General features: G+C 74.5%; 26 protein-coding genes. 10 read left to right on the forward strand and 16 right to left on the reverse strand.

Annotated features, from left to right (window positions below):
* Window positions 1-101 precede the first annotated feature (101 nt).
* A complete protein-coding gene (locus tag ACIF8T_RS10385; RefSeq protein ID WP_400033249.1) occupies window positions 102-758 on the forward strand; it encodes an ATP-dependent Clp protease proteolytic subunit in 657 nt (218 codons plus the stop codon).
* Window positions 755-1,360, forward strand: coding sequence for a ClpP family protease (locus ACIF8T_RS10390; RefSeq protein WP_400033251.1), 606 nt, complete (start codon window positions 755-757; stop codon window positions 1,358-1,360). The genes ACIF8T_RS10385 and ACIF8T_RS10390 overlap by 4 nt, the downstream gene beginning before the upstream one ends.
* A 23-nt stretch (window positions 1,361-1,383) precedes the next feature.
* Here ACIF8T_RS10390 and ACIF8T_RS10395 read toward each other — a convergent pair whose 3' ends face one another.
* Complete coding sequence (locus ACIF8T_RS10395; protein WP_400033253.1) at window positions 1,384-1,890, reverse strand: helix-turn-helix domain-containing protein; 507 nt, start codon at window positions 1,888-1,890, stop codon at window positions 1,384-1,386.
* Window positions 1,891-2,248: 358 nt separating this feature from the next.
* Between ACIF8T_RS10395 and ACIF8T_RS10400 the strand changes: the two genes are divergently transcribed.
* Complete coding sequence (locus ACIF8T_RS10400; protein ID WP_400033255.1) at window positions 2,249-3,136, forward strand: RNA polymerase sigma factor SigF; 888 nt, start codon at window positions 2,249-2,251, stop codon at window positions 3,134-3,136.
* A 120-nt stretch (window positions 3,137-3,256) separates the two neighbouring features.
* Here ACIF8T_RS10400 and ACIF8T_RS10405 read toward each other — a convergent pair whose 3' ends face one another.
* Window positions 3,257-3,727, reverse strand: a complete 471-nt coding sequence (locus ACIF8T_RS10405) for an ATP-binding protein (protein WP_400033257.1) — start codon at window positions 3,725-3,727, stop codon at window positions 3,257-3,259.
* A 224-nt stretch (window positions 3,728-3,951) separates the two neighbouring features.
* On the opposite strand from ACIF8T_RS10405, the gene ACIF8T_RS10410 reads away from it, so the two are divergent.
* From ACIF8T_RS10410 to ACIF8T_RS10420, 3 genes are all read left to right on the forward strand, one after another.
* Window positions 3,952-4,539 (forward strand): PRC-barrel domain-containing protein, encoded by a 588-nt coding sequence (locus tag ACIF8T_RS10410; protein WP_400033259.1) that lies wholly within the window; start codon window positions 3,952-3,954, stop codon window positions 4,537-4,539.
* Window positions 4,536-4,949, forward strand: coding sequence for a PRC-barrel domain-containing protein (locus ACIF8T_RS10415; protein WP_400033261.1), 414 nt, complete (start codon window positions 4,536-4,538; stop codon window positions 4,947-4,949). Before ACIF8T_RS10410 ends, ACIF8T_RS10415 begins: the two co-directional genes overlap by 4 nt.
* Window positions 4,950-5,031: 82 nt before the next feature.
* Window positions 5,032-6,315, forward strand: a complete 1,284-nt coding sequence (locus tag ACIF8T_RS10420) for a streptophobe family protein (protein WP_400033263.1) — start codon at window positions 5,032-5,034, stop codon at window positions 6,313-6,315.
* Between the two features lie 41 nt (window positions 6,316-6,356).
* Here the strand turns inward: ACIF8T_RS10420 and ACIF8T_RS10425 are convergent, their stop codons facing one another.
* Both ACIF8T_RS10425 and mgrA read right to left on the reverse strand, forming a co-directional pair.
* Window positions 6,357-6,767 carry a hypothetical protein gene (locus tag ACIF8T_RS10425; RefSeq protein ID WP_400033265.1) on the reverse strand — a complete coding sequence of 137 codons (411 nt, stop codon included), beginning with the start codon at window positions 6,765-6,767 and terminating at the stop codon, window positions 6,357-6,359.
* A gap of 565 nt (window positions 6,768-7,332) precedes the next feature.
* Window positions 7,333-8,325: an L-glyceraldehyde 3-phosphate reductase gene (gene mgrA / locus ACIF8T_RS10430; protein ID WP_400033267.1), complete on the reverse strand. Its 993-nt coding sequence runs from the start codon at window positions 8,323-8,325 to the stop codon at window positions 7,333-7,335.
* 136 nt (window positions 8,326-8,461) lie between these two features.
* On the opposite strand from mgrA, the gene ACIF8T_RS10435 reads away from it, so the two are divergent.
* Both ACIF8T_RS10435 and ACIF8T_RS10440 read left to right on the forward strand, forming a co-directional pair.
* The gene (locus ACIF8T_RS10435) at window positions 8,462-9,364 is read left to right on the forward strand and encodes a LysR substrate-binding domain-containing protein (protein ID WP_400033269.1); all 903 of its coding nucleotides are present in this window, start codon (window positions 8,462-8,464) and stop codon (window positions 9,362-9,364) included.
* Between the two features lie 63 nt (window positions 9,365-9,427).
* Window positions 9,428-9,943 carry a DinB family protein gene (locus tag ACIF8T_RS10440; RefSeq protein WP_400033271.1) on the forward strand — a complete coding sequence of 172 codons (516 nt, stop codon included), beginning with the start codon at window positions 9,428-9,430 and terminating at the stop codon, window positions 9,941-9,943.
* Here the strand turns inward: ACIF8T_RS10440 and ACIF8T_RS10445 are convergent.
* A complete protein-coding gene (locus tag ACIF8T_RS10445; protein ID WP_400033273.1) occupies window positions 9,925-11,004 on the reverse strand; it encodes an adenosine deaminase in 1,080 nt (359 codons plus the stop codon). The two genes, ACIF8T_RS10440 and ACIF8T_RS10445, sit on opposite strands and share 19 nt — an antisense overlap.
* 44 nt (window positions 11,005-11,048) lie before the next feature.
* Complete coding sequence (locus ACIF8T_RS10450; RefSeq protein WP_400033275.1) at window positions 11,049-11,444, reverse strand: VOC family protein; 396 nt, start codon at window positions 11,442-11,444, stop codon at window positions 11,049-11,051.
* Window positions 11,445-11,837: 393 nt separating this feature from the next.
* Here ACIF8T_RS10450 and ACIF8T_RS10455 point away from each other — a divergent pair, with 393 nt between their 5' ends.
* Together ACIF8T_RS10455 and ACIF8T_RS10460 are read left to right on the forward strand one after the other, a co-directional pair.
* Window positions 11,838-13,157: a hypothetical protein gene (locus ACIF8T_RS10455; protein ID WP_400033277.1), complete on the forward strand. Its 1,320-nt coding sequence runs from the start codon at window positions 11,838-11,840 to the stop codon at window positions 13,155-13,157.
* A 192-nt stretch (window positions 13,158-13,349) separates the two neighbouring features.
* A complete protein-coding gene (locus ACIF8T_RS10460) occupies window positions 13,350-13,814 on the forward strand; it encodes an ankyrin repeat domain-containing protein (protein ID WP_400033278.1) in 465 nt (154 codons plus the stop codon).
* Window positions 13,815-13,860: 46 nt separating this feature from the next.
* Here ACIF8T_RS10460 and ACIF8T_RS10465 read toward each other — a convergent pair whose 3' ends face one another.
* The 10 genes from ACIF8T_RS10465 to ACIF8T_RS10510 all read right to left on the reverse strand — a co-directional run bounded on the left by ACIF8T_RS10465 (window position 13,861) and on the right by ACIF8T_RS10510 (window position 24,442).
* Window positions 13,861-15,237, reverse strand: coding sequence for a phospholipase (locus tag ACIF8T_RS10465; protein ID WP_400033907.1), 1,377 nt, complete (start codon window positions 15,235-15,237; stop codon window positions 13,861-13,863).
* A 59-nt stretch (window positions 15,238-15,296) separates the two neighbouring features.
* A complete protein-coding gene (locus ACIF8T_RS10470; RefSeq protein WP_400033280.1) occupies window positions 15,297-16,187 on the reverse strand; it encodes a glycoside hydrolase family 19 protein in 891 nt (296 codons plus the stop codon).
* A gap of 174 nt (window positions 16,188-16,361) precedes the next feature.
* On the reverse strand, window positions 16,362-17,552 hold the full coding sequence (locus ACIF8T_RS10475; RefSeq protein ID WP_400033909.1) for an RNA polymerase sigma factor: 1,191 nt from the start codon (window positions 17,550-17,552) through the stop codon (window positions 16,362-16,364).
* Window positions 17,549-17,905, reverse strand: a complete 357-nt coding sequence (locus tag ACIF8T_RS10480) for a YciI family protein (RefSeq protein ID WP_400033282.1) — start codon at window positions 17,903-17,905, stop codon at window positions 17,549-17,551. The genes ACIF8T_RS10475 and ACIF8T_RS10480 overlap by 4 nt, the downstream gene beginning before the upstream one ends.
* 889 nt (window positions 17,906-18,794) lie before the next feature.
* Window positions 18,795-19,940 (reverse strand): LLM class flavin-dependent oxidoreductase, encoded by a 1,146-nt coding sequence (locus tag ACIF8T_RS10485; RefSeq protein ID WP_400033284.1) that lies wholly within the window; start codon window positions 19,938-19,940, stop codon window positions 18,795-18,797.
* Between the two features lie 23 nt (window positions 19,941-19,963).
* Complete coding sequence (locus ACIF8T_RS10490) at window positions 19,964-21,148, reverse strand: SfnB family sulfur acquisition oxidoreductase (RefSeq protein ID WP_400033286.1); 1,185 nt, start codon at window positions 21,146-21,148, stop codon at window positions 19,964-19,966.
* Window positions 21,149-21,153: 5 nt separating this feature from the next.
* Window positions 21,154-21,708 (reverse strand): NADPH-dependent FMN reductase, encoded by a 555-nt coding sequence (ssuE, locus tag ACIF8T_RS10495; RefSeq protein WP_400033288.1) that lies wholly within the window; start codon window positions 21,706-21,708, stop codon window positions 21,154-21,156.
* Between the two features lie 56 nt (window positions 21,709-21,764).
* Window positions 21,765-22,982, reverse strand: coding sequence for an acyl-CoA dehydrogenase family protein (locus ACIF8T_RS10500; protein ID WP_400033290.1), 1,218 nt, complete (start codon window positions 22,980-22,982; stop codon window positions 21,765-21,767).
* A gap of 31 nt (window positions 22,983-23,013) precedes the next feature.
* Window positions 23,014-24,159, reverse strand: a complete 1,146-nt coding sequence (gene sfnG / locus ACIF8T_RS10505; protein ID WP_400033292.1) for a dimethylsulfone monooxygenase SfnG — start codon at window positions 24,157-24,159, stop codon at window positions 23,014-23,016.
* Window positions 24,160-24,358: 199 nt separating this feature from the next.
* The gene (locus tag ACIF8T_RS10510) at window positions 24,359-24,442 is read right to left on the reverse strand and encodes a putative leader peptide (RefSeq protein WP_365831370.1); all 84 of its coding nucleotides are present in this window, start codon (window positions 24,440-24,442) and stop codon (window positions 24,359-24,361) included.
* Between the last annotated feature and the right edge of the window lie 31 nt (window positions 24,443-24,473).

The raw sequence follows: 24,473 nt of genomic DNA on the forward strand, positions 1-24,473 counted from the left end.
CCGCGAGCCGAGAAAGGCGCCGGGGGCCGGGGCGCAAGGCAAGAGTGGAGAGCGCGGCGAGGACCGCCGCGTCCCGAGACGAACGACGACTGGGAGCGCCGATGTCTCCACTCACCGCCGGCCCCGTGCCGGCCCCGCTGCCCCGGGCCGAGGAGGGCGACACCCCTCCGACCCGGTTCGACGACCACCTGGCCGCCCAGCTGCTCGCCCAGCGGATCGTGCTGCTGGGCACGCAGGTCGACGAGGTCTCCGCGAACCGGGTCTGCGCCCAGCTGCTGATCCTGTCCGCGGAGGACCCGCGCACCGACATCAGCCTGCTGATCAACAGCCCCGGCGGGTCCGTGCACGCGGGCCTGGCCGTCTACGACACGATGCGGCTGATCCCCAACGACGTCTCCACGCTCGCCATGGGCTTCGCCGCCAGCATGGGGCAGTTCCTGCTCAGCGTCGGCACGCGCGGCAAGCGCTACGCCCTGCCGCACGCGCGGATCATGATGCACCAGCCGTCGGCGGGCATCGGCGGCACCACCGCCGACATCGAGATCCAGGCGGAGAACCTGGAGTTCACCAAGCGGACCATCGAGCGGATCACCGCCGAGCACACCGGGCAGAGCCCGGAGACCATCTCCCGGGACGGCGACCGGGACCGCTGGTTCACGGCCGAGGAGGCCCGGCAGTACGGCATCGTGGACCGGGTCGTGGAGTCGCTCGCCGACGTCCGCCCGGCGGCCACCCGGCGCAGGATGGGGTTGCAGTGAGGGGCGGTTACACGATTCCGAGCGTCATCGAGAGCACCGCGCGGGGCGAGCGGTCCTTCGACGTCTTCAGCCGGCTGCTGAACGAGCGGATCGTCTTCCTCGGCACCGAGATCGACGACGGCGTCGCCAACGTCGTCATCGCGCAGCTGCTCCACCTGGAGTCGGCGGCCCCGGAGAGCGAGATCGCGCTCTACCTCAACTCCCCCGGCGGCTCGTTCACGTCGCTGATGGCCATCTACGACACGATGACCTTCGTGCAGGCGCCGATCTCCACGTTCTGCGTCGGGCAGGCGGCCTCCACGGCGGCCGTGCTGCTGGCCGGCGGGGACCCGGGGCGGCGTTTCGTGCTGGAGCACGCGCGCGTGCTGCTCGGGCAGCCCGCCTCCGGCGGCGCCCGCGGCACCGTCTCCGACCTGGCGCTCCAGGCCAAGGAGATGGTGCGGATCCGTTCCCAGGTGGAGGAGGTGCTGGCGCGGCACACCGGCCACGACGTGGCGACGCTGCGCGCCGACATGGACCGCGACAAGGTGTTCACCGCGCAGGAGGCGGTGGCCTACGGGCTGGCCGACGAGGTGCTGAGCCGGCGCCTCGCGCGGATCTAGAGGCGCCGGCGGCGGGTGCGCGGTCAGGCGGCCAGGCAGAGCCCGTCGTGCGACGCCGGGGACACGGTCCGGCCGGCGGCCGCGTACCGCGAGGTGACGCGGACGAGCTCGCCGTGCGCCCGGGCCAGCAGGTCGCCGAGGGTCAGGCCGAGGGCGTGGGCGGCGGCCGCGAGGACCTCCGAGGAGGCCTCCTTGCGGCCGCGCTCCACCTCCGACAGGTACGGCATGGAGATCCGGGCGGCCTCGGCGACGTCCTTGAGCGTGCGCTCCTGGGCGAGGCGCTCGCGCCGCAGGACGTCGCCGACCAGGTCGCGCCAGAGGGGTTCCCTCGGCGCGGGGGCCGCCGGCGTCCGGGGCTCCGGGACGGCCGGGACTCCGTGTCCCGGCCGGAGGGCGTCGGCGGCGCGGGGCGGGTCGGACGCGGGGCGGGCGCTTCCCCGGGGCGCGGCCTGCGGGCGGGCGGCCGGCGGCCGGGCGGCCGGCGGGCGCAGGGGGACGACGCGGGCTTCGTTCGGCAGGTGGCTGGTCATCCGTTCAGCGTAAGAGCGCCCGCCGCCGGGGCAAGGGACCGGCATTCCGCCCTCGGTGGAATCGCGGCCCGGCGGGGCCGTGCGGCACACGGGAAGCGGCGTCCGCACGCAGCGGCCTCGGGGACCCGTACGCGGTCCGCGCCGGGGGCACCGGATGCCCCCGGCTTCCTGGTGCCCGGGCGCAGGGGCGATGATGGGGGTCGGCTCACCGTGCCGCCGGGGCTGCTCCCGCCCGCGACCGGCGATGTCACCGCTTCGTTCACGGAGCGGGCATGCATCGCCACATCCCGGGTACCCGCAACCCGGAAGCACCTGAGCAGATACCGAGCTGTGACTGTCGTGGGAGAGGTACTAGCTGATGGACACCGCCGTGATCCGGTCGCAGGCGCGGACCGACGAGGGAAACGCCGAGGTCAGGACGGGTGACACAGCACTGCCGGGAATCGTGGACCCGAGGACCGTGGCTCCCCGGGACGCCAGGGAGCTGTCGCGGCAGTTCTTCCAGCGCCTGACGGAACTCGAAGAGGGCACGCACGAGTACCAGTACGCGCGCAACACCCTGATTGAGATGAACATGTCACTCGTGCGGTTCGCGGCCGGCCGGTTCCGCGGACGCGGCGACGACATGGAGGACATCGTCCAGACCGGCATGATCGGCCTGATCAAGGCGATCGACCGGTTCGAACTGTCGCGCGAGGTCGAGTTCACCTCCTTCGCCCTGCCGTACATCGTGGGCGAGATCAAGCGGTTCTTCCGCGACACCACCTGGGCGGTGCACGTGCCCCGGCGGCTGCAGGAGCTGCGCGTGGAGCTGGCCAAGGCGCGCGAGGAACTCGCCAGCCGGCTGGACCGCGAGCCGACCGTCGCCGAACTCGCGACGCTGATGAACATCAGCGAGGACGAGGTCGTCGAGGGCCAGATCGCGGCCAACGGGTACAACAGCGCGTCGCTGGACGCCGCGCTCACCGGTGACGGGGCGGAGAACGGCGAGGCGGTCCTCGCCGACTTCATCGGCGTGGAGGAGCACGGGCTGCGGCTCGTCGAGGACTTCCACTCGCTCGCCCCGCTCATGGCCGAGCTCAGCGAGCGCGACCGGCAGATCCTGCACATGCGGTTCGTGGAGGAGGCCACCCAGGCGGAGATCGGCGAGCGGCTCGGCTGCTCGCAGATGCACGTGTCGCGCCTGATCAAGCGGATCATCTCGCGCCTGCGCGAGGGCATGCTGGGCGAGCTGGGCATCAGCTGAGACCGGCGTTTCCAGGACCACCGGGACGCGGGTGCCGTTCCCCCTTCGGTACGGGGACGGCATCCGCGTCCTTAGCGTTGCGGGTTCCCCGCGCCCCCGCAGGCGCGGTGCGGGGCGCTGCTACGCCCCCAGGGGCTCCGGGCCGGGCAGGCTCACCACGACGCGCACCCGCTTGCCGACCGGCACCCGCTCGACGGTGACCCGCTCCGCGAGGGCGTGCACGATCTCCAGGCCGTGCCGGCCCACGCGCTCCGGGTCCCGGGGGAATATGCGGGGCAGGGCGACGCTGCTGTCGTAGACGGACACCGTCACGGCGGTGTCCGTCCCCTCCAGCTCCAGGATGTACGGCCCGTTGCTGTGCCGGTCGGCGTTGGTGACCAGCTCGCTCACCACCAGTAGGACGGCGCCGTCGGTCCGGTCGTCGATCGCGGCGCACCACTCGGTCCTGAGCCGCTCCAGGAAGTGCGCGGCGAAGGCCCGCGCCTCGGCGATGCAGCCCGCTTCGCCGGTGTAGTGTGCCGCCCGCCGCAGCGGTTCCACGGGCACGTCGAAACCAGTCGGTATCACTGCCCCGTCCAGGTGCTCGATCATGCGTTTCTCTCTCGGAAGCCGGACTGGCCGGACACTCTGCACCAGTCCTCGTACCCCGAGCCGGGCCCAGCACTCCCCACGGCACGTGCCCGCCTTCCCCCACGCTATCGGCGCGGCGCGCCGCCGCCTTGACCGGGCGGCGTGCGGAAAACGCGTGCGAGGCCGTCCCCCGGCCGCATCGTCCCGGCCGGGCGGGGCACCCGGACGGCGGAAGGGGCATGGGGATGAGCGAGCTGATGGCGGCGCGCAGCCTGGCGACCCGGCCGGTGGTCACCCTGGGCGGCGACATGGTCGCCCACGTCAAGGACACGGTCTTCGACCCCGCGGCCGAGCGCATCACCGGCTTCACGCTCAGCGGCCGGAGCCTGCTGTCGGGCCCGCTGAAGCAGAGCCTGCCGTGGCCGGGCGTGCACGCGCTGGGGCACGACGCGGTCATGATCCGCGACGCGACCGTCCTGGCCGACACGCCGGTCATGGTGGCGCGCCGGGAGGCCCTGCACGGCCGGGTGATCGGCGCGAAGGTGCTGACCGACACGGGCACCGAGATCGGCACGGTGCTGGACGTCGTCGTCGAGGGCGGCGGCAGCGGCCGGGTCGCCGGGTTCCGCATCGCCCCGCACCGGTCGCTGCTGCCGGGCGCCGGACGCCACCGGTACCCGGTCTTCCTGCCCCGCGGCGAGCAGGTCGCCGTCTCGGGCCGGACCCTGGTCGTCCCCCTGGACAGCGTCCGCCACGTCACCGCGGACCTGCCGGTCTTCACCGCCCGGCTCGGCCTCTTCCACCACCACGTCCGGCACGAGGACGCGTCGTGATGCTGTTCTCGCAGGTGCGCGGCCTGCCGGTGCTGACCGCCGGCGGGGAGCGGATCGGTGTCCTGAAGACGCTGACCGTCGACGCCAGGGCGGGCACGGTCACCCACGTCCGCGTCCGGGAGCGGCACGCGCGCAGGGAGACCGTGCTGCCGTGGGCCGCGCTGTACGCCGTCGGCCCGGATGCCGTGCTCGTCCGCCCGGCCGTCGCCCCGCACACGGTGCCCCCGCTCCACGACGTCCTCGGCCGCCAGGTCCTCACCGAGCGGGGCGAGGGCCACGGCACGGTCCTGGACGTCGCGTTCGACCCGGCGACCGGCCGGACAGCGGCGGTCTACACCACGCTCGGCGCGCTCCCGGCCGACCGCCTGCTGGGCCTCGGCGACCACGCCCTGGTCGTCCGCGCGGCCTGACCCGCCGGGGCCGGGGCCGGCGCGCCGACGCGGACGGACCTCCCGGCGGGCGCCGGGCACGGGCGCTGCTTAGCGTGGCTGCGTGACCTCGGGAACCCCCTCTGCGCGGGCCGCCGCCCGGCACGGCTGGGTGCAGGCCGTGGCCGTGGTCCTGGCGGGGCTGGCCGCCATGGGCACGGTCGCCGCGCTGGGGCTGTGGGCCGCCGGAGCGGCGGACCTGCCGGGCGGCGCCTTCCCGCAGGTCGTCGCGGCGACCGTCGTCACCTCCGTCGGGGGCGCGGTCGACGTGTCCGGCACCGCGGGGGAACTCGCCGGGACGGACGCCGACCTGACCGTGATCCCGCTGTCGGTGACGCTCGTGGGGGCGCTGGTGATCGCCGGCGGCTTCCTGCGCCCGCTGCGGCACCGCGCGGTGGCCGGTGCGGCGGAGCTCGGCGGCTGGGCCGCCCGGATCGCGGTGCTCTGGCTGCCGGCGCTGCTGGGCCTGGCCCTCGGTGCCCGCCGGACGTTCGTGATCGACCTCGGCGAGGACGTGCTCGGCGACATCGGTGATTTCCTCGGCATCCGGCCGGAGGTCGGCTTCACGGCGGACGTGCCGCTGACGCTGCTCTTCGGCCTGCTGTGGCTGGCCGGTGTGCTGCTGCTGGCCCTGCTGGTCGCGCGCGGCGCGCCGCTGCCCGGCGGGCTGCTGCGCTTCCAGGCGTCGGTGCGGCCGGCCGCGTACGCGATGGTCGTGCTGCTGCTGGCGTCCGTCGCCGTCGCCCTGGCCGTCGGGCTGGTCGTCGCGGCGACCCGCGGCCACCCGGCGGAGACCTTCGCGGTGATCCTGCTCGGCCTGCCGAACCTGGCGTGGCTCGGGCTGACGGTCGGCATGGGCGCCACGTGGCACGGCCGGGTGGAGGGCCCGTTCGGGCTGCCCGTGCCGCACCTGCTCGACCAGGTGCTGCGCACCCCGGACGTGTCCGCTCTCCACCTGGGTTCGCTGGCCGAGTACGACGGGACGGCGTGGTGGCTGCCGGTGATCGACGCGGTGCTGCTGCTGGGCGCCGCGTTCGTGATGGCGGCCCGGTCCCCGGCGGGCGTCCCGGCCTGGCGGCACGCGGTGCGCATGGCGGTCGCGCTCACCCTGACCGTCCTCATGATCTGCCTGGTCGGCCGTGTCTCGGCGCACTACGGGCTGTCCGTGCTCGGCATCGGCGACCTCGGCGGCGGGCTCGCCGGAGAACTGTTCCTGCGCCCGCAGCTGTGGTCCGCCCTGGGAGCGGCCGTCCTGTGGGGCCTGGTCACCGGCTTCGCCGGGGCGCTGGCGGCGGGGCCGGTGCGCCGCCGGGGCGAGACGACCGGCGCGGGCCGAGGCGGGGCGTGAGCGGCCGCCCGGCGGCACCGGGGCGACGGGGACGCCCGTGCTCAGGCGACGGGGACGCCGAAGACCTGGGCCATCCGCTGCATGCGCCAGGCGTCCACGGACTCGGCGAGCAGTTCGTACTCGGTGGTGTCGTCGCTGGTGGCGATGCGCACCAGCCGTCCGGCGGCCAGTTCGTCGGCGACGTGTTCCTGCTGGGCGACGTCGGCGCACCAGGCGCGCAGCACGGCGGGCACGTCGGGCACGGTGTCGGCGACCGGGACGAGGGCGCCGGACGGCACGTGCTCGGCGTCGGGGCGCGGGTCGAGGCGCTCGGCGATCCAGGACGCCCGGTCCCGTAACCACCACAGGGCGAGGGCCAGGGTGGGCGCCCGGTAGGTGCCCAGGGGGACGCCGATGCGCCGGCCGTCGCAGACTCCGTACGCGGTGACGTGGCACAGGAACTCGTCGTGCACGGTGACCTCCCCGTTGCCCTGCCCGTCTGCCGGCCCGGCCTCGCTCTCCCGCGGCTCGCGTGCTGTGCGTGAGGGCGCCGTCGCCCAGCGCAGTGCCCACGCTGTCGAGTATGTTCACTACTGAAACACTGTCACCATGGCTTTCCGGCCAGTCTCCTGGCATATTCACGGGCGTTCTTGGCCGAAACATGGCGGTGACGGACGGGCCGGGGAGCACCGGCCGTCCGCCCGGCCGCCTCGGCGGATTCCCGCCCTCCCGGCGGCCTCCTCCGTGCGGACCGACGGAGACAACGGGCCACCGGGAGCGGAGCGATCATGGCCGTCACCGGACACCCCGACGCGGAGTGCACCGCCGTCCCGCGACGGCACGCACCGGCTTCCCGTCGGGGCGGACACGCACCGTCTTCCCGCCGGGGCGGAGGTGCGCGGGGCGACCGGGATGCGGGAGGGCGGCCGGGTGACCGCCCGCCCGGCCGAGCGCCCCGGCCACCCGCCCGGCCGAGCGCCCCGGCCGTCGGCCTGGACGAGCGCCTCGGCCGTCCGTCCGTCCGTCCGCCCCGGCGCCTCAGCCGTTGACGACCGCGTCGATGCGGACCAGCTCCTCGGCGTCGAAGTGGAGGTTGCCGATCGCGGCGACGCTGTCCTCCAGCTGCCGCGGGCTGCTCGCCCCGACCAGGGCGGAGGTGACCCGGCCGCCGCGCAGCACCCAGGCCAGCGCCATCTGGGCCAGGCTCTGGCCGCGGGTCTTGGCGATGTCGTTCAGGTCGCGCAGCCGCGCCACCAGGTCCTCGGTGAGCGCGTCGCTGTTCAGGAACGGGCTGTCGCCGGCGGCCCGGGAGTCCTCCGGGATGCCGTCGAGGTAGCGGCCGGTCAGCAGGCCCTGCTCCAGCGGCGAGTAGGCGATGGAGCCGGCCTGGAGCTCGTCGAGGGCGTCCAGCAGCCCCTCGTCCTCAGGGCGGCGGTCGAGCATCGAGTAGCGCGGCTGGTGGATGAGCAGCGGGGTGCCGAGGTCGGCCAGGATGCGGGCGGCCTCCCGGGTCTGCTCGGCGCTGTAGTTCGAGACGCCGACGTACAGCGCCTTGCCCTGCTGGACCGCCGAGTGCAGCGCGCCCATCGTCTCCTCCAGCGGAGTCTCCGGGTCGGGGCGGTGCGAGTAGAAGATGTCGACGTAGTCCAGGCCCATCCGCTTCAGGCTCTGGTCGAGCGAGGACAGCAGGTACTTGCGCGAACCCCACTCGCCGTACGGGCCGGGCCACATCAGGTAGCCGGCCTTGGTGGAGATCACCAGCTCGTCGCGGTACGGCGCGAAGTCCGCCTTGAGGGCCTCGCCGAAGGCGGACTCGGCGGCGCCGGGCGGCGGGCCGTAGTTGTTCGCGAGGTCGAAGTGGGTGACGCCCAGGTCGAAGGCGCGGCGCAGGATGGCGCGCTGGGTGTCGACCGGGCGGTCCGGCCCGAAGTTGTGCCACAGGCCGAGCGAGAGCGCGGGGAGCTTCAGTCCGCTGCGGCCGGTGCGCCGGTAGGGCATGTCCGCGTAGCGGTCGGGGTGTGCGGTGTACAACGCGACTCCAGAGGGGTTGGCACACGGGTTCGCGGGTCCCTGGAGGCCCAGGGACCCGTGTCCCACTCTGTCGTGACCTGCGGGCAGTGGTCCAACAGAAGAATCCGATGGAATTCAGCGGATAGGCTTCTCAATCATGGAACTGCGCCACCTCCAGCACTTCGTCGCGGTCGCCGAGGACCAGCACTTCACCCGGGCGGCCGAACGCCTGATGGTGTCCCAGTCGGGTCTGTCGGCCTCGATCCGGGCGCTGGAGCGGGAGCTGCAGACCCCGCTGTTCGTGCGCACGACCCGCCGGGTGACGCTCACCCCGGCCGGACGGGCGCTGCTGGGCGAGGCGGAGCGGATCCTGGCGCAGGTGCGGGCCGCGCACGAGGCGGTGGCGGCGGTGCAGGGCGTGCTGCGGGGCATGCTCGCGCTCGGCACCGAGCAGTGCATCGCCGGGGTCGACGCGGCGCGGCTGCTGGCCGCGTTCCGCGGGCGGTACCCGGACGTGGAGATCTGCCTGCGGCAGGCGGGGTCGGCGGAGCTGGCCGAGGAGGTCGCGGCCGGGCGGCTGGACCTGGCGTTCGCGGTGCGGACGGCGCAGGCGGACACCGAGCAGCTGCGGGCCGTGCCGCTGACCGCCGAGCCGATGACGGTGCTGTGCCACCGCAGCCACCGGCTGGCCTGCGCGGGCGCCGCCGTCACGCCGGAGGACCTGGGCGGCGAGGTGTTCGTCGACTTCCACCCGGACTGGGGGCCGCGCCGCATCACCGACGCCGCGTTCGCCGCCGCGGGGGTCCGCCGGTCGGTCGCCCTGGAGGTCAACGACGTGCACACGCTGCTCGACCTCGTGGACGAGAACCTCGGCATCGCGGTCGTCCCCCGGCACTTCCGGCACAAGCGCGCCTCGCTGACCGCCCTGCCCCTGAAGGACACCGACGAGTCGGCGTACGAGACCGTCGCCCTGCTGCCGCCGCCGCAGGCCACCAGCCCGGCGGCCCGGGCCCTGATGGCGCTGCTGACCGGCGCCCCGGAGCACCGCGGGGAGGCGTGAGCCGGACCGGCGCGCGAGCCGGACCGGGACGCGCCGGACGCGGCCGTGCGCGATGGTGGAGCCATGCATGCCAAGGACATCCTCATCGACGGGTACGGCCGCGTCCGGGAAGAGGTCCACGCAGCCGTCGAGGGCCTCGGCCCCGACGAGCTCGGCACCCGCCCCGCGGCCGACGTCAACTCCATCGCCTGGCTCGTCTGGCACCTCACCCGTGTCCAGGACGACCACATCGCCGACGCCTTCGGCCTCGACCAGGTGTGGCTGTCACAGGACTGGGAGAAGCGCTTCGCGCTCGGCCTGCCCCGCCACGACACCGGCTACGGCCACTCCCCCGCGAAGGTCGCCAAGGTCCGGGTCGACTCCCCGGACCTGCTGACCGGCTACTACGACGCCGTGCACGAGCAGACCCTGCGCGCCCTGCGCGCCCTGACCGCCAAGGACCTGGAGCGCATCGTCGACGAGCGGTGGGACCCGCCGGTCAGCCTGGGCGTACGGCTGGTCAGCGTCCTGTCCGACGACCTCCAGCACGTCGGACAGGCCGCCTACGTCCGCGGGCTCCTTCAGAGCGCGGCCTCGTAACCGGGCAGCACGACGTCCTCGATCAGGGCCTTGCGCTCGTCGTACGGCAGGAAGGCGCTCTTGACCGCGTTCACCGTGACGGTGCGCAGGTCCTCGGCCGTCCAGCCGGCCTGCTCGACCAGCAGGGACATCTCCCGGGTCATGGTGGTGCCGGAGACCAGCCGGTTGTCGGTGTTGAGGGTGACGCGGAAGCCGAGGTCCTTCAGCGCGGTGATGGGGTGCTCGGCGATCGAGGCGGCCGCGCCGGTCTGCAGGTTGGAGGTCGGGCACATCTCCAGCGCGATGCGCCGGTCGCGGACCCAGCCGGCCAGGCGGCCCAGCTTGCCGCCCGCGAGGTCGGGGATGTCCTCGGTGATGCGCACGCCGTGCCCGATGCGCTGGGCGCCGCACACCTGCACGGCCTGGTGGATGCTGGGCAGGCCGTGGGCCTCGCCGGCGTGGATGGTGAAGGGCACGTTCTCGCGGCGCAGGTGCTCGAAGGCGGCCAGGTGGTCGGCGGGCGGGAAGCCGTCCTCGGCCCCGGCGATGTCGAAGCCGACGACACCGGCGTCCCGGAACGCCACGACCAGGTCGGCGATCTCCCGGCTCCGGTCGAACATGCGCATGCCGCACAGCAGGGTCCCGACGCGGACGGGCGTGCCCGCGGCCGCCGCCTTCGCCATGCCCGCCGCGAGACCCTCCTGCACGGTCTCCACGACCTCGGGCAGGGTGAGCCCGCCCTTCAGCATGAGCTCCGGGGCGTAGCGGACCTCGCCGTACACGACGCCGTCCGCCGCCAGGTCGAGGACGTACTCCTCGGCGGTGCGCAGCAGGCCCTCGCGGGTCTGCATGACGGCGAGGGTGTGCTCGAAGGTGGCGATGTAGCGGACCAGGTCGCCGGAGTTGGCGGCGTCGTAGTACCAGGCCGCGAGCGCGTCCGGGTCGGTGGTGGGCAGGGTGTGGCCGACCGCGTCCGCGAGCTCCACCACGGTGGCGGGGCGCAGGCCGCCGTCGAGGTGGTCGTGCAGGACGGCCTTCGGCAGGCGGCGGAGGGCGTCGGCGTCTATGCGCGTAGATGACATGTGCGGTCGTTCCTCGGCGATCGGTGGGCGAGCGGGCGGGAGGGTCAGGAGGCGGCGGGCTGGAGCAGGTCCCAGCGGTTGCCGTACAGGTCCTGGAAGACGGCCACCGTGCCGTACGGCTCGTGGCGCGGGTCCTCCAGGAAGGTCACGCCCGCGGCGGTCATGCGGGCGTGGTCGCGGGCGAAGTCGTCGGTGTGCAGGAAGAGGCCGACGCGCCCGCCGGTCTGGTCGCCGATCCGGGCCCGCTGCGCCTCGCCCGCGGCGCGGGCGAGCAGCAGTCCGGTGCCGTCCCCGCCGCGGTCCGGCTCGACGACGACCCAGCGGGACCCGTCGGGCCGCGGCGCGTCCTCGGCGACACGGAAGCCGAGGGCTTCGGTGTAGAAGCGGATCGCCTCGTCGTAGTCGTCGACGACGAGGGTGACCAGGGCGATACGGCGCATCGGGACCTCTCGGGCGGGGTGGTTGACGGGAGAGGTTATACGTAAAACTTGGCGGATGCCAATCCGCCGGTGCCGCGCCTCGCCCCCCCGGGGGGCGGCTCACGCCCTCGCGGGGAACACCCGCCCGCCGGCCGCGCCCGGGACGGCGTCCACGCCGCCCTCGCCGCTCCGGCCCGTGGACACCGGCCGGATCACGAGGTGCCCCACCGGACGGACCGGCCCGTCACCCGCGGCGGCCGGAACGGTGGTCCCACCGGCCTCTTGCCCTGATCCCGGCCGGAGTTCGGGGCCGATCCGCTACAACCCTTCCGGCGTGACGGAGGTCTGCCCTGCGGGTGCGCGCGTTTCCCCGCCGTACACCCCTCCGTAACCGTCGTTCGACCAGAGGACCTCATGTACCAAGCGTCTCCCGGCCTCCGCGCGTACCGACAGACCGCCGGCGCGATCGGCGCCGTCGCCCTGATGGTGCTCGGCGCCACGCCCGCCGCCGCCGAAGACTCCGCCCCGGGACTCGTCCTGGAAGACATCGCGGCGATCGACGGGGTGAAGCCGGGCAGCCGCTTCGAGGTCCCGGCCGGTTTCACGAACACGGGCAGCGAGGCCCTCGGCAAGGTCTGGCTGTCGTACTCCGTCACCCGCGGGCTGAGCCACACCGAGCTGCCCTCCAACTGCCTGCGCTACGACGTGGGTTCGTTCGACGAGGCGCCGAGCAAGTCCAGCGCGGTGTGCGCGTTCGACCAGACGGTGAGGCCCGGTGTCGTCTACGCCCCCGAGAAGCCGCTGACCCTCGACGCCCTCGACCACGCGCTCTACGACGACCTGCGCGTGACGGTGTCCACCTACGACGCGGCCCCCGGGGACGGCGCGGCCGAGCCCGTGCGCGGCACCGCACCCGCGGTCGAGCTGGTCGAGCGGCCCGACGCCACGCCCGCCCCGCCCGGCTCCGCGGAGCGTGCCGAGTGGGACGCGGCCGACGTGGACGTGACCGCGGTGAACACCGCCGACTTCCAGGTGACCGGCGCGCGGCTGAAGGGCGCCGTCGGGGACACGGTGGACCTGACGGTGCGGTTCACCAACGCCGGCCCGGGCTGGCTGTACCGGAGCGAGGAACTGGGCATCCCGGCGACCCGGGTCCTCATCGGGATGCCCGCCGGTACGACGGTGACCAAGGGCAACGGCAACTGCACCGCGCTGTCCGCCGGGAGCTACCGGTGCGGCACCCCCCAGGCCTGGGTCGACGAGGACGAGGGGGTGACGTACGCCTTCAAGGTGCGGATAGACAAGGCGGTGGCGGGAGCGAAGGGCTCGGTGGCCCTCGACTCCGAGCCCCGGCCGTTCGACGACGACAAGGCGAACGACACCGCCGTCATCACGCTCGACGTCACCGGCGGCGGCTCGACCGGCGGCGGTTCGACCGGTGGCGGCTCGACCGGCGGCGGCTCGGCGTCCACCACCGGCGGCTCCGGCTCCGCGTCCACCGGCGGTTCGGACTCCACGGCGGGGTCCGGGTCCGCCGCCGGCGGGTCCTCCGGCGACGGCGGATCCGCCGCGGCCGGCTCCTCGACGGCCGGCTCCACGGACGCCTCCGCCGACGGCGGCCTGGCGAGCACCGGTTCGAGCGCCCTGCCCCTGGCCGGCGCGGCAGCCGCGGCCGTCGCCGCCGGAGCGGCCGCCGTCCTGGTGACGCGCCGCCGCCGGGCGGCCCGCCGGTAGCACCCCGGGCCGGCCCGCGGCGCGTGCGCCCCGCCGCGGGCCGGCCGGCCACCGGGAGCCGGCGGGGCCGTCCCGCCTCCCGGCGCTCTCCCGGAACGGTCACGCGCGCCGCGACCGGCACGAGGCGCCGGGGCGGCGCCCCACCCGGAACCGGCGTGCCCGGCACGGCACGGGACGGCTAGCCTGGCGATCATGACAAGACGGCGGCGGAAGAAACTCGCGCGGCGGCTCGTCGACGCCGCGGGGTGCGGCGACACGGACCGCGTCCGCGCCCTGCTGCGGGCCGGTGCGCAGCCGGACGCGCCCGACGCCGACGGCACCACTCCCCTGTACGCCGCGTCCGTCCGGGGCGCCGCCGGAACCGTCCGGTCGCTGCTGGCCGCCGGTGCGTCGCCCGACCGGGAGAGCGGGCACGGCTCGGAGGGCACGCCGCTGTGCGGGGCGGCGTGCTGGGGGCACGTCGAGGCGGTGCGCGCGCTCCTGGCGCACGGCGCCGATCCGGACCTGCGCGAGGACCACGGCACGGGCCGCACCGCGCTGGAGTGGGCGCTGGCCGGTCCGTACCCCGACACCGTCGCCGTGCTGCGGGCGGCGGGCGCCACGCCGCCGGCCGGCTCCGCGCCGTCCGCCGCCGGCACGGGTGCCGGCGGCGGGTGACCGGAGCGGCCGGAGGGCGGTCCGCGCCCGTCTCGCCCCGGCCGTGTCAGGGGTACGTGTACGTGTTCAGCAGGCCGACCGCGGACGCCGGGTCGCCGAGGTCGTAGCGGTCCACGGCGAGGAAGTTGGGCTTCTTGCGGGCGGCGGCCTGGCAGAACCGCCGGGCACGGTCGGCGAGTTTGCCGTTGTCCGTGGCCGCCGTCGAGGCGACGGGGGCGTCACGGAAGTGGTTCATCACGAACAGCGGCCGGAAGCCGGGCTCCGTGCGGGTGAGGGGCAGGACGGTGTTCGCGTCGTACCAGCGGCTGGAGCAGGACCAGTCGGACGCGCCGACGCCCGGGCCCATGGACCAGTGGTTCTCCACGGTCCACTCCCGCTGGTACATCACGCCGAAGCTGTCCCGGGTCAGGCCCGCCGCCTGGTCTGCGGAGCGGCTGTGGTCGGTGAAGAGCAGCAGGCGCCGGCCGGCGGCGGTCAGGTCCGCCAGGCGGGGCCAGCCGTTCTCGCGCACCCCGGTGCGGTCGGGGCGGTAGAGGACGTCCTGCAGCCCGTCGACGCGGGCGAGTTCGGCCCGCAGGACGCCCGGGTCGACGTAGTCCTCCAGGAAGACGGTGACGAACTGGTCGGGACGGGCTTCGAGGAAGTCCACGATCCGCTGGAGGTCCACCCACAGCGCGACCGGCCTGCTGACCAGTGCGCAGCTGTTGTGGCAGAGGATCGCGCCGTCCGGGGTCTGGTGGATGTCCAGCATGAACCCCCTCACCCCGTCCTGGAGCTGGCGGGCGATCCCGCGGCTCTGGTTGGGGAAGAGGCTGACGAACGGCGGGGCGAAGCCGCCGTCGACGCCGTTGGCGTACGCGTTGTGGGCGGTCAGGAACGTGACCTGGTCCAGCGTGCGCCGGTCCGGGGGCGGCATGGGACCGGTCGCGGGGTCCACCGGGGTGAGGTACCAGGCGGCGCGGTCCTCCGAGGGCCCGCCGACGGCCAGCCGGGCCGGGTAGGCGGCGTCGGCGGGTTTGGGCGCCACCGTCAGGTGACGGTCGGTGCCGGGGGCCCTGAGCGTGTACCGGTCGGCGCCGGCGGGGATGATCTCCCACACCGCGTCGGCGCTCGCGCAGGCCACGGTGCGGGCCTGGTCGCCGCCGCGGCCGAGGCAGCTCCCAGCGGTGTCGGTGCTCTCCAGCAGGTACCCGGAGCCGCCGGGTCTCAGGTACCACTGCTGCCGGTCCTCGTCGCCGCGGGGCCGGTGCTGCTCGACCGCCCCGGCGGCGTCGGCGGCGTTCAGCCCGGTCGTCGCGCTCTGCACGTAGTAGGCGCCCGGGGCCGGGACCGTGCCGGCGGCGGACGCGGGGGCGGGCGGGGGCGCCACGACCGCGGCGGCCAGCGCCGCGGCCGTGGCGAGCAGGGCGTGGGGGGTGCGCATGAGGAAGCCCTTCCTCCAGCGGATGGTCAGGTGCATGACACCACGCCCCGCGCCCGGTGTCAGCAGTAGAGGTTGCCGCCGGGCGACACCCCGAGGATCTGCGTGAACCGCTGGTAGTTGTTCACGCGGCTCTGCACCTGGGCCGGGTTCTTGCCGTCGCACTCCAGGGACCCGTTGATGCTGCGGATCGTCTGGCCGAAACCGGCCCCGTTGACCATGGCGTTGTGGGGGGTCATGGTGCCGGGACCGGACTGGGTGTTCCAGTACCACAGGGCCGTCTTCCAGGCCACGGCCGCGTCGTTCTGCACCAGCCAGGGGTTGTTGAGGAGGTCGATGCCCAGCGCGTCGCCCGCCGCCTTGTAGTTGAAGTTCCAGCTCAGCTGGATCGGGCCGCGCCCGTAGTAGGCGGACTGGCCGGCCGGGCAGCCGTAGGGCTGGCTCCAGTCGCAGTAGTGCGAGTAGTTGGCGGTGTTCTGCTCCACGACGTGCACCAGGCCGCCGGTCTCGTGGCTGACGTTGGCGAGGAAGGCGGCGGCCTCCTGCTTCTTCACCGTGTCGCTGCCGGTGTTGGCGAAGCCGGGGTAGGCGCTGAGGGCGGCCTTGAGACCGCTGTAGGTGTAGAAGGAATTCCGGTTCGGGAACATCTGGTTGAACTGCGCCTCGCTCACGACGAAGGTCCCGACGGGCGTCCCGGAACCGGTGTCGCAGGCGTACGGCTCCCAGTACCAGGTGCTGATGGTCGGGTCGTAGCCCGGGTTGTCGTGTTCGGCGATGTAGGCCTTGCCGTCGGTGTAGCGGACGATGTCCCCGGTGACGTACGGCTTTCCGGCCACCCAGCTCGGGTAGCTCGAACAGGCGGCGGCGGACGCCTCGGTGGCCGGAAGCAGGACCGGCGCGGTGCCCGCGAGGGCGAGGGCGGCCAGGACGGCTGAGATGCGGCGCCTCGACACGATGTCAACTCCTTTGCGTGACACGGCCGCGTCCGGACCAGGGCAGGATGGAACCGGGCCTCGCGCGGAGCGCGGCCGTGGTGGGGGGTGTGGAAGCACACTCAACCGCTTTGGTCTGTACCAGTCAAGGGTGTAGACCAGTCACTCCGGTGAAGCGCCGGGACCGGCGACGGCTCAGCCGGTGAGTTCACGCCGGCGCCGTTCCAGGTAGCCGCGTTCCGCAGGGCTCGCGGCCAGCGCGATCGCGGCCTCGTACGCCCGTACGGCCTCGGTGTCGCGGCGCAGGCGGCGCAGCAGGTCGGCGCGGACCGCGTGGAAGACGTGGTAGCCGTCCAGCGCGAGGGCGTCCACCAGGGCGAGGGCCGGGCCCGGTCCCTCGGTCTCGGCGACGGCGACCGCCCGGTTCAGGGCCACGACGGGGCTCGGGGCCAGCGCCGTCAACTGGTCGTAGAGCTGCCGGATCTGCCCCCAGTCGGTGGCCCCGGCGGTCGGCGCGTCGCTGTGGACGGCCTGGACGGCGGCCTGGATCTGGTAGGGCCCGGGCCGGTTCCGGCGCAGGCAGCGGCGTATGAGCGCCTGCCCCTCGGCGATCAGGGCGCGGTCCCACCGGGAACGGTCCTGCTCGGGCAGGGGCACGAGCTCGCCGCGGTCGTCCGCCCGGGCCGGGCGGCGTGACTCGCTCAGCAGCATCAGCGCGAGCAGGCCGGTCACCTCGGGCTCGTCGGGCATGAGTTCGGCCAGCAGCCGGGCGAGCCGGACGGCTTCGGCGGACAGCTCCGGGTCGCCCGTGTACCCCTCGTTGTAGATCAGGTAGAGGACGGCGAGGACGCCGTTCAGCCGGCCGGGGAGATCGGCGTCGCGGGGCACGCGGTACGGGATCCCGGCGTCGCGGATCTTGGCCTTGGCCCGGACGATGCGCTGGGCCATGGTGGATTCGGGGACGAGGAAGGCGCGGGCGATCCGGTCGGTGCCGAGCCCGCCGAGGAGGCGGAGCGTCAGGGCGACCCGGGCCTGCGGGGCGAGCGCCGGGTGGCAGCAGGTGAAGATCAGGCGGAGCCGGTCGTCGCGCACGGGGCCCTCCTCGGGCGGTGCGTCGGGGGCGTGCAGCAGGGCGGCCTCGGCGTGCCGGGCCTCCCGCGCGGACTCGCGGCGGAGCCGGTCGACGGCGCGGTTCCGCGCGGTGGTGATGATCCAGCCGGCCGGGCTCGGCGGCACACCGGTCTCCGGCCAGCGGCGCACGGCCGTGGCGAAGGCGTCCTGGACCGCTTCCTCGGCGAGGTCGAGGTCGCCGAGGAAGCGGGTGAGGACGGCGACCGCACGGCCGTACTCCGCGCGGAAGACGGCTTCGACGTCCACGGCGGTCAGTCCGCCTCCCCCATGAAGGGCCGCACCTCGATGGGCAGGGTGGTGGCCAGCGCCGCCTTGCGGCCCCACTCCAGGGCCGCGTCGAGGTCGGGTGCCCTGACGACGCAGATGCCGCCCAGCTGTTCCTTGCCCTCGGCGTACGGGCCGTCGGTGACCAGGACGTCGCCGTCGCGGGGCCGCAGCACGGTCGAGGACGACCGCGGGTCGTGCAGTCCCCCGGCGAACACCCAGGCCCCCGCCTCGCGCAGCTCCTGGTGGAAGGCGTCGAGCCGGGCGCCGATCCCGGCCAGCTCCTCCGGTGCGGGCAGGTCGTCCCACCCCGGCTGCATCACGCTGAGCAGGTAGTGCTTCATGGCGGCCTCCTCGGGTCCCGTCGGTCTTCTCACCTCCTACACGAACGGGACTCCCCCTTTTCGACACCTGGCCCGACCGGACCGGGGGATTTTTCCGGGCCGGGGCGCGTTCGGGAGCGGGCGGCGGCCGCCCGGCCGCGCAGGTGCTCGCCGGGGCAGGCCGCGGCGGCCGCCCGGGTGCTGCCGAACAGGCCGCGCAGCCGTGGCGGGCAGGCCTCGCGCGAGGCGGGCGGCCCCGGCAGCGGGCGGCGGCGCGTTCGCACGTCGGTGGTCCCGGCGGACGCCCGCGGCGACGCCTCCCCCACGCGTGCGCCACGTCCCGCGACGCGTCCGGGGCGGGATCGCGCGTCCCGCCCGGCCCGTACGCCGGTGACCGGCCCGGCCGCAGCGGCAGGCGGGCGCGGGACCGGGCCCGCACCGCACCGCCCGCCCGGCGTCGGTGCCGGTCCGCGGGGAGCCGAGCAGGGCCGTCGGCACGCGGCGGCGTCCGAGCGCGTGGAGCGCCGGTGCGACGGACCAGCGGCACAAGCCGGGATCCGGGTCGTGGGCGGCCGCCGCCGTCAAGGGACCGGACACTTCCCCGGGCAGGCCCGCCCGGCCGAGCGGCGGCTCACGCACGGCGGCGGCCGGCAGCCGGGCCTGCCGGCGGACCGCCCCCGGATCCGTGCCTTCGGCGCCCGCGGCGTCCCGGGGTTCCCCGCCGCCTCGACGCCGGACAGCCGGGCCGCCTCCGCGACGCACGGCAGGAAGGCGCGCGCTCCCGTCCCGTTCCCCTGTCCCCGGCCACGGCGGCATTCCCGGCCGCGCGCCCGCGGGCCGGGCGCCGGGCGGGTCCGGGCGCGGGCCGCGGGCCCGTGACCGGCCGCCGGGCGAGCCGGAGCCGCTCCCGCTAGCTCGCGAACGGCACCCGGGCCGGTGACGGCGTGGCCGCCGCCGCGAAGGGGTGGCGCCACAGGCCCCGGCCGGCCAGACGCGGCAGGACACCTTCGCCGAACCAGTACGCCTCCTCCAGGTGCGGGTAGCCGGAGAGGACGAACTCCTCGATGCCGAGGGCGTGGTACTCCTCGATCCGCTCGGCGACCTCGTCGTGGCTGCCGACCAGGGCGGTGCCCGCGCCGCCGCGGACCAGGCCGATGCCCGCCCAGAGGTTGGGGTGGATCTCCAGCGCGTCCCGCCTGCCGCCGTGCAGGGCGAGCATGCGCCGCTGTCCCTCGGACTCGCTGCGGGCGAGCCCGGCCTGGATCGTCCGGACGCTCTCCGGGTCGAATCCGTCGAGCAGCCGGTCGGCCTCCGCCCAGGCCTGCGCGGAGGTGTCGCGGGTGATGACGTGCAGCCGGATCCCGAAGCGCGGCGTGCGGCCCTCCCGCGCCGCCAGCGACCGGATCCAGGCGATCTTTTCGGCGACCTGCGCGGGCGGCTCGCCCCAGGTGAGGTAGACGTCGGCGTACCGGGCGGCGACCTCCCCGGCGGCCGGCGAGGAGCCGCCGAAGTACACCGCGGGGACCGGGTCGGGCACCCGGGCCAGCGCCGCGTCCTCCACCCGCAGGTGCTCGCCGTGCAGGTCGACGGTCTTGCCCTCCCACAGCTCCCGTACGACCTGGAGGAACTCGCCGGTGCGGCGGTACCGCGCGTCCTTGTCGAGGAAGTCGCCGTAGGCGCGCTGCTCGTGGCTCTCGCCGCCGGTGACGACGTTGAGCAGGAGCCGGCCGCCGGTGTGCCGCTGGAAGGTCGAGGCCATCTGCGCGGCGAGGGTGGGCGAGACGAAGCCGGGCCGGAAGGCGACCAGGAACTTCAGCCGTTCGGTGTGCTGGCTGACCATGGCCGTGGTCAGCCACGCGTCCTCGCACCAGGCGCCGGTCGGGGTGAGCGCGCCGACGAAGCCGAGGTCCTCGGCGGCGCGGGCGATCTGGCTCAGGTAGGCGACCGTCGGCGGCCGGTCCCGTCCGGAGGCGGTGGCCGGGGTGCCGTGGCCGCCGCCGACGACATCGCGGCTGTCGCCGTTGGTGGGCAGGAACCAGTGGAAGGTGAGGGACACGCGGGTCTCCGATCGGGGGGTCTTCAGAGCAGGCCGTGCCGGGGCGGCCTGGTGCCGTTGAGCACGTACCGGCCGATGTGCTGGACCTTCCAGCGGACCGGGTCGTGCAGGGTGTGGGTGCGGGCGTCCCGCCAGTGCCGGTGCAGGTTGAGGGAGCGCAGGGCCGAGCGGGTGCCGGACACCTCGAACAGGGCGTCCGCCACCTCGACGGCCGCCCGGGCCGCCTGCACCTTGGCCGCGGCGACCGCGACGGACGCCTCGGCCGCCGAGTCGTCGGTGAGGGCGGCCCGCGCCGCGTCGACCGCGCGGGCCGCCTCGCGCAGCAGGGCCTCCGACGCCCGCACCAGCAGGGCGAGTTCACCGAACTGCTGGATCAGCAGCGGGTCCTCGGCGGCGGTCTCGGTGCCGCTCTCGAACCAGGGACGGCTCTTGGTGCGCACGAACGCGACGGCTTCCGCCAGCGCTCCCCCGGCGATGCCGGCGTCGATGGCCGCGTGCAGCAACTGCGCGACCGCGCCGTGCAGTTGCGGCCCCTGGAAGGTAAGGTGGTGGGGCAGCACCCGGTCGGCGGGGACCGGGACGCCGGCCAGGCGGACGGTGCCGCTGGCGGTCGTGCGCTGGCCCATGCCGTCCCAGTCGTCGACCACCGTCAGGCCGGGCGCGTCCCGGGGCACGTACGCCACGTGCAGGGCGTCGTCCTCGGCGCGGGCGAGGACGGGGATCCAGTCGGCGAACAGGGCCCCGGTGGCGTAGTGCTTGACGCCGTTCAGGACGTACGAGCCGTCCGGCCGCGGCTCCAGCCGGGTGCGGATGTCCTGGACGTGCCGGGTGCCGGCCTCCGACTGGGCGTTGCCGAAGCGCCGCCCGGCGAGCACCTCGGCGAAGAGGAACTTCTGCTGCTCCTCGGTGCCCTGGCGGCGGACGACGTTGACGTAGACGAAGTGGCTCTGCGGGATCTGCGCGAGGCTGGCGTCGGCCGAGGCCAGCAGCCGGAAGATCTCCGCGAGGGTCTCCTGGCGGACGTCGGCGCCGCCGTGGCCGGCGGGCACGGTGACGCCGAGCAGCCCGGAGGCGGACAGCCGGTCCAGTTCGCGGTGCGGCAGCCGCCGCTCGGCGTCCCGGGCGGCGGCGCCCGCGCGGAACTCGTCGGCCAGCGACGCGGCGACCGCCAGGGCCTCCGCGTCGTCGGCGATCACGTGTACGGACACGGCGCTCAGCTCGCCGCGGCCAGGACGGGCGTGCGGCCCAGCGCCGCCGAGAACTGGTCGACGACCTGGGTGAGGGCCTCGTCGGCGGCGGGCGCGACGGCGAGGGAGCCGTCCTCGTGCACGGTGATGTCCTTGTCGAGGGTGAACCAGCCCTGCACGATGTGCGCCGCGCCCATGGAGTTCAGCACCGGGCGGAGCGCGTAGTCGATGGCCAGGACGTGTGCGACGGAGCCGCCGGTGGCGAGCGGCAGCACGGTCTTGCCGGTCAGGGCGTACTGCGGGAGCAGGTCGAGGAGCGCCTTGAGGACACCGGAGTACGACGCCTTGTAGACGGGCGTGCCGACGACGACGCCGTCGGCGCGGGCGAACAGCTCGGTGGCGGCGACGATCGCCGGGTGCCGGAAGTCGGCGCCGAGCAGGGCGTCGGCGGGAATGGTGCGCACGTCGAGCGGGACCACCTCGTGGCCCTGCGCGACCAGCCGCTGGTCGAGGTGGCGCAGCAGGCGGTTGGTGCGGGAGGAGACGGACGGGCTGCCGGAGACGGACAGGACGGTGGCCATGGGTCCTCTTTCGGGGAGGGCCGGGGCGCCCGCGCGGCGGGCGCCCCGGGAAGCGGTCAGGAGTACCAGGTGGGCTGGGGCAGTTCGCCCTCCAGGACCCAGCGGCCGACCTCGCGGCGCTTGTAGGCGACCGGGTCGTGCAGGCTGTGGGTGCGGATGTTGCGCCAGAAGCGGTCCAGGCCCTCCGCGGTGCTGGTGGCGCGGGCGCCGGTCACCTCGAAGACGCGGTTGGCGACCTCCAGCGCGACGTCGGTGGCGCGGGCCTTGACGGCGGCCACCCGCACCTCGAACTCGCCGCGGGCCTGTTCGGTGACCGCGTCGGGGTCGTCGTGCAGCTTCTGCCCCTCGGCGGCGACGGCGTCGGCGAGCGCCTCGACCGCCCACAGCTTGGCGGTGAGGTCGCCGTAGGTGTCGATCACGTACGGCTCGTCGACCGCCCGCTCGTACCCGCCGTGCAGCCAGGAGCGGGACTTGGTGCGGGTGTAGGTCGCCGCCGTCTCCAGGGCGCCGCCCGCGATGCCGAGGTAGAAGGCGACGAAGACGAGCTGGATGGTGGGCACGTTGAGGGTGGCGTACGTGCGCGGCTGGAACTCCTTGCCGACGTAGCCGAGCGCCGAGGACCAGGGGGTGCGCACGCCGTCGATGGTGACGCTGCCGCTCTCGGTGAGCCGCTGGCCGATGTTGTCCCAGTCGTCGTGGAAGGTCAGCCCGGCGGTGCCGGACGGCACAATGGCGAAGACGTGGTTCTCCGTGCCCTCCAGGACGCCTTCCAGGACGGTGACGTCGGAGACCCTGCTGCCGGTGGAGAACGACTTGCGGCCGGAGAAGACGAGGTCGTCGCCGTCCTCGGTGACGACCACGTCCTTGTCGCGCGGGTTGACGGCGCCGCCGAAGAACCAGCGCTCGCGGGCGGCCTCGGCCTCGATCCGCTCCCACTGCTCGCGGGTGCCGACCAGGCGGGCGGCCCAGTTCCACAGGTAGTGGTAGCCGAGCAGCTGGCCGATGGAGCCGTCGGCCTTGGCGACCTCGCGCACGACGCGGTAGGCGGTGGTCCAGTCCTGGCCGGCGCCGCCGTGCTCGGCCGGGCCGAGCAGGGTGACGAGACCGGCGTCCTTCAGCAGCCGGACCTCGGCGTGGGGGGTGGCGCCGGCGCGGTCGCGGGCGGCGGCGTCGGTGGCGAGGACGGCCGCGACCTCGGCGGCGCGGGCGATCCACTCCTCGGCGGTCCGCGGGGCGGGGCGGGTCTGCCAGTCGGCGGGCGTGACGGTGCTCATGGGTGTGGCCTCTCTCGCGGTGCGGGTGCGGTCAGGCGTGGGCGGGGACGGAGGTGGACCGGTTTCCGGCGCCGGGTTCGGTCCCGTCGTCGGGGAGGGCGGCCTCCAGCTCGCGCACCAGGGGCAGCACGCGGCGGCCGAAGTACTCGACCTCCTCGTGGTAGTGCAGGAAGCCGAGGAGGAAGAGGTCGACGCCGAGCTTCTTGTAGGCGACGATCCGCTCGGCGATCTGCTCCGGGGTGCCGATGAGCCCGGTGCGGAAGCCGTCGTTGTACTGGACCAGGTCCTCGAACGTGGAGTCCTGCCACATGCCCTTGCCGTCGGCGGTGGACTGTCCGGCCTGCTTCACCGCCGCGCCGAAGCCCTCGACGGCCTCGGTGTCGGCCTTGGCGACGATCTCCCGGAGCGTCTCGCGGGCCTCGGCCTCGGTGTCGCGGGCGATGAGGAAGCCGTTGAGGCCGAACCGGGGCGGCCGGCGGCCCGCCCGGGCGGCGGAGGCGTGCACGTCCCGGATCTGTTCGACGACCCCGTCGAAGTCCTTGCCGTTGGAGAAGTACCAGTCGGAGACCCGGCCGGCCATGGCGCGGGCGGCGGTGGAGTTACCGCCCTGGAAGATCTCCGGGTGCGGGCGCCCGGTAACGTCCAGCGGCTTGGGCTTGAGGGAGAAGTCGCGCAACCGGTAGAAGTCACCGGCGAGTTCGGCGTGGTCCTCGGTCCAGACGGCGCGCAGGGCGCGGATGAACTCCTCGGCGCGGCGGTAGCGCTCGTCGTGCTCCAGCCACGGTTCGCCGAGCGCGGTGAACTCGTCCTTGAACCAGCCGCTGACCACGTTGACGGCGAAGCGGCCGCCGGACAGGTGGTCGGCGGTGGCGCCGAGTTTGGCGAGGACGCCCGGGTGCCACAGGCCGGGGTGGACGGCGGCGATGACCTTCAGGCGCTGCGTGGCGAGCAGCAGGGCGAGGCTGAAACTGGTCGACTCGTGCTGGTACTCGGCGCCGTAGCTGGCCATGTAGCGGACCTGGCTGAGCGCGTACTCGAAACCGTTGTTCTCCGCGAGGACGGCGAGTTCGCGGTTGTAGTCGTACCCCCAGTCGGTGCGCTGTTCGATGGTGCTGGTGACGAGTCCGCCACTGACGTTCGGGACCCAGTAGGCGAATTTCACGGGTGCTGCGGGCATGCGGAACTCCTGCTGCGGCGACGTACGGGAACGCCGAATGCGAAAGGCGCGGCGAACCGGCCTGCCATTCAGGCGGTGAAAGAGAGGAACGCGGTGAGGAAGGCGAATCGGGTGGAGAGGGCGAGACCCGGGCGCGGCACGGCGGCGTCCCCGGGGGACGCGTGCGGCGGGGTGTCGGGAAGGCGGCGGATCTGCGGGATCAGGCCGCGGCGCAACAGGAGGCGCTGGAGACGCGCGCGAGGTCGACGTGGCGTCGCCGCGTGAGGTCCAGTCGCGTTGTCATGCCGTCGATCGTGGCAGTCGAAAGGGAGGGC

The sequence above is a fragment of the Streptomyces sp. NPDC085946 genome, assembly GCF_044540485.1.
Taxonomy (GTDB): domain Bacteria; phylum Actinomycetota; class Actinomycetes; order Streptomycetales; family Streptomycetaceae; genus Streptomyces.

What these genes read in the sequence shown, in the direction of transcription:
- ACIF8T_RS10500 (WP_400033290.1), bottom strand. Translation starts at nt 22,982, where the DNA reads ATGAGCACCGTCACGCCCGCCGACTGGCAGACCCGCCCCGCCCCGCGG.
- ACIF8T_RS10450 (WP_400033275.1), bottom strand. Translation starts at nt 11,444, where the DNA reads ATGCGCCGTATCGCCCTGGTCACCCTCGTCGTCGACGACTACGACGAG.
- ACIF8T_RS10435 (WP_400033269.1), top strand. Translation starts at nt 8,462, where the DNA reads ATGGAACTGCGCCACCTCCAGCACTTCGTCGCGGTCGCCGAGGACCAG.
- ACIF8T_RS10480 (WP_400033282.1), bottom strand. Translation starts at nt 17,905, where the DNA reads ATGAAGCACTACCTGCTCAGCGTGATGCAGCCGGGGTGGGACGACCTG.
- ACIF8T_RS10460 (WP_400033278.1), top strand. Translation starts at nt 13,350, where the DNA reads ATGACAAGACGGCGGCGGAAGAAACTCGCGCGGCGGCTCGTCGACGCC.
- ACIF8T_RS10440 (WP_400033271.1), top strand. Translation starts at nt 9,428, where the DNA reads ATGCATGCCAAGGACATCCTCATCGACGGGTACGGCCGCGTCCGGGAA.
- ACIF8T_RS10385 (WP_400033249.1), top strand. Translation starts at nt 102, where the DNA reads ATGTCTCCACTCACCGCCGGCCCCGTGCCGGCCCCGCTGCCCCGGGCC.
- ACIF8T_RS10395 (WP_400033253.1), bottom strand. Translation starts at nt 1,890, where the DNA reads ATGACCAGCCACCTGCCGAACGAAGCCCGCGTCGTCCCCCTGCGCCCG.
- sfnG (WP_400033292.1), bottom strand. Translation starts at nt 24,159, where the DNA reads ATGCCCGCAGCACCCGTGAAATTCGCCTACTGGGTCCCGAACGTCAGT.
- ACIF8T_RS10510 (WP_365831370.1), bottom strand. Translation starts at nt 24,442, where the DNA reads ATGACAACGCGACTGGACCTCACGCGGCGACGCCACGTCGACCTCGCG.
- ACIF8T_RS10405 (WP_400033257.1), bottom strand. Translation starts at nt 3,727, where the DNA reads ATGATCGAGCACCTGGACGGGGCAGTGATACCGACTGGTTTCGACGTG.
- ACIF8T_RS10465 (WP_400033907.1), bottom strand. Translation starts at nt 15,237, where the DNA reads ATGCGCACCCCCCACGCCCTGCTCGCCACGGCCGCGGCGCTGGCCGCC.
- ssuE (WP_400033288.1), bottom strand. Translation starts at nt 21,708, where the DNA reads ATGGCCACCGTCCTGTCCGTCTCCGGCAGCCCGTCCGTCTCCTCCCGC.
- ACIF8T_RS10410 (WP_400033259.1), top strand. Translation starts at nt 3,952, where the DNA reads ATGAGCGAGCTGATGGCGGCGCGCAGCCTGGCGACCCGGCCGGTGGTC.
- ACIF8T_RS10455 (WP_400033277.1), top strand. Translation starts at nt 11,838, where the DNA reads ATGTACCAAGCGTCTCCCGGCCTCCGCGCGTACCGACAGACCGCCGGC.
- ACIF8T_RS10400 (WP_400033255.1), top strand. Translation starts at nt 2,249, where the DNA reads ATGGACACCGCCGTGATCCGGTCGCAGGCGCGGACCGACGAGGGAAAC.
- ACIF8T_RS10445 (WP_400033273.1), bottom strand. Translation starts at nt 11,004, where the DNA reads ATGTCATCTACGCGCATAGACGCCGACGCCCTCCGCCGCCTGCCGAAG.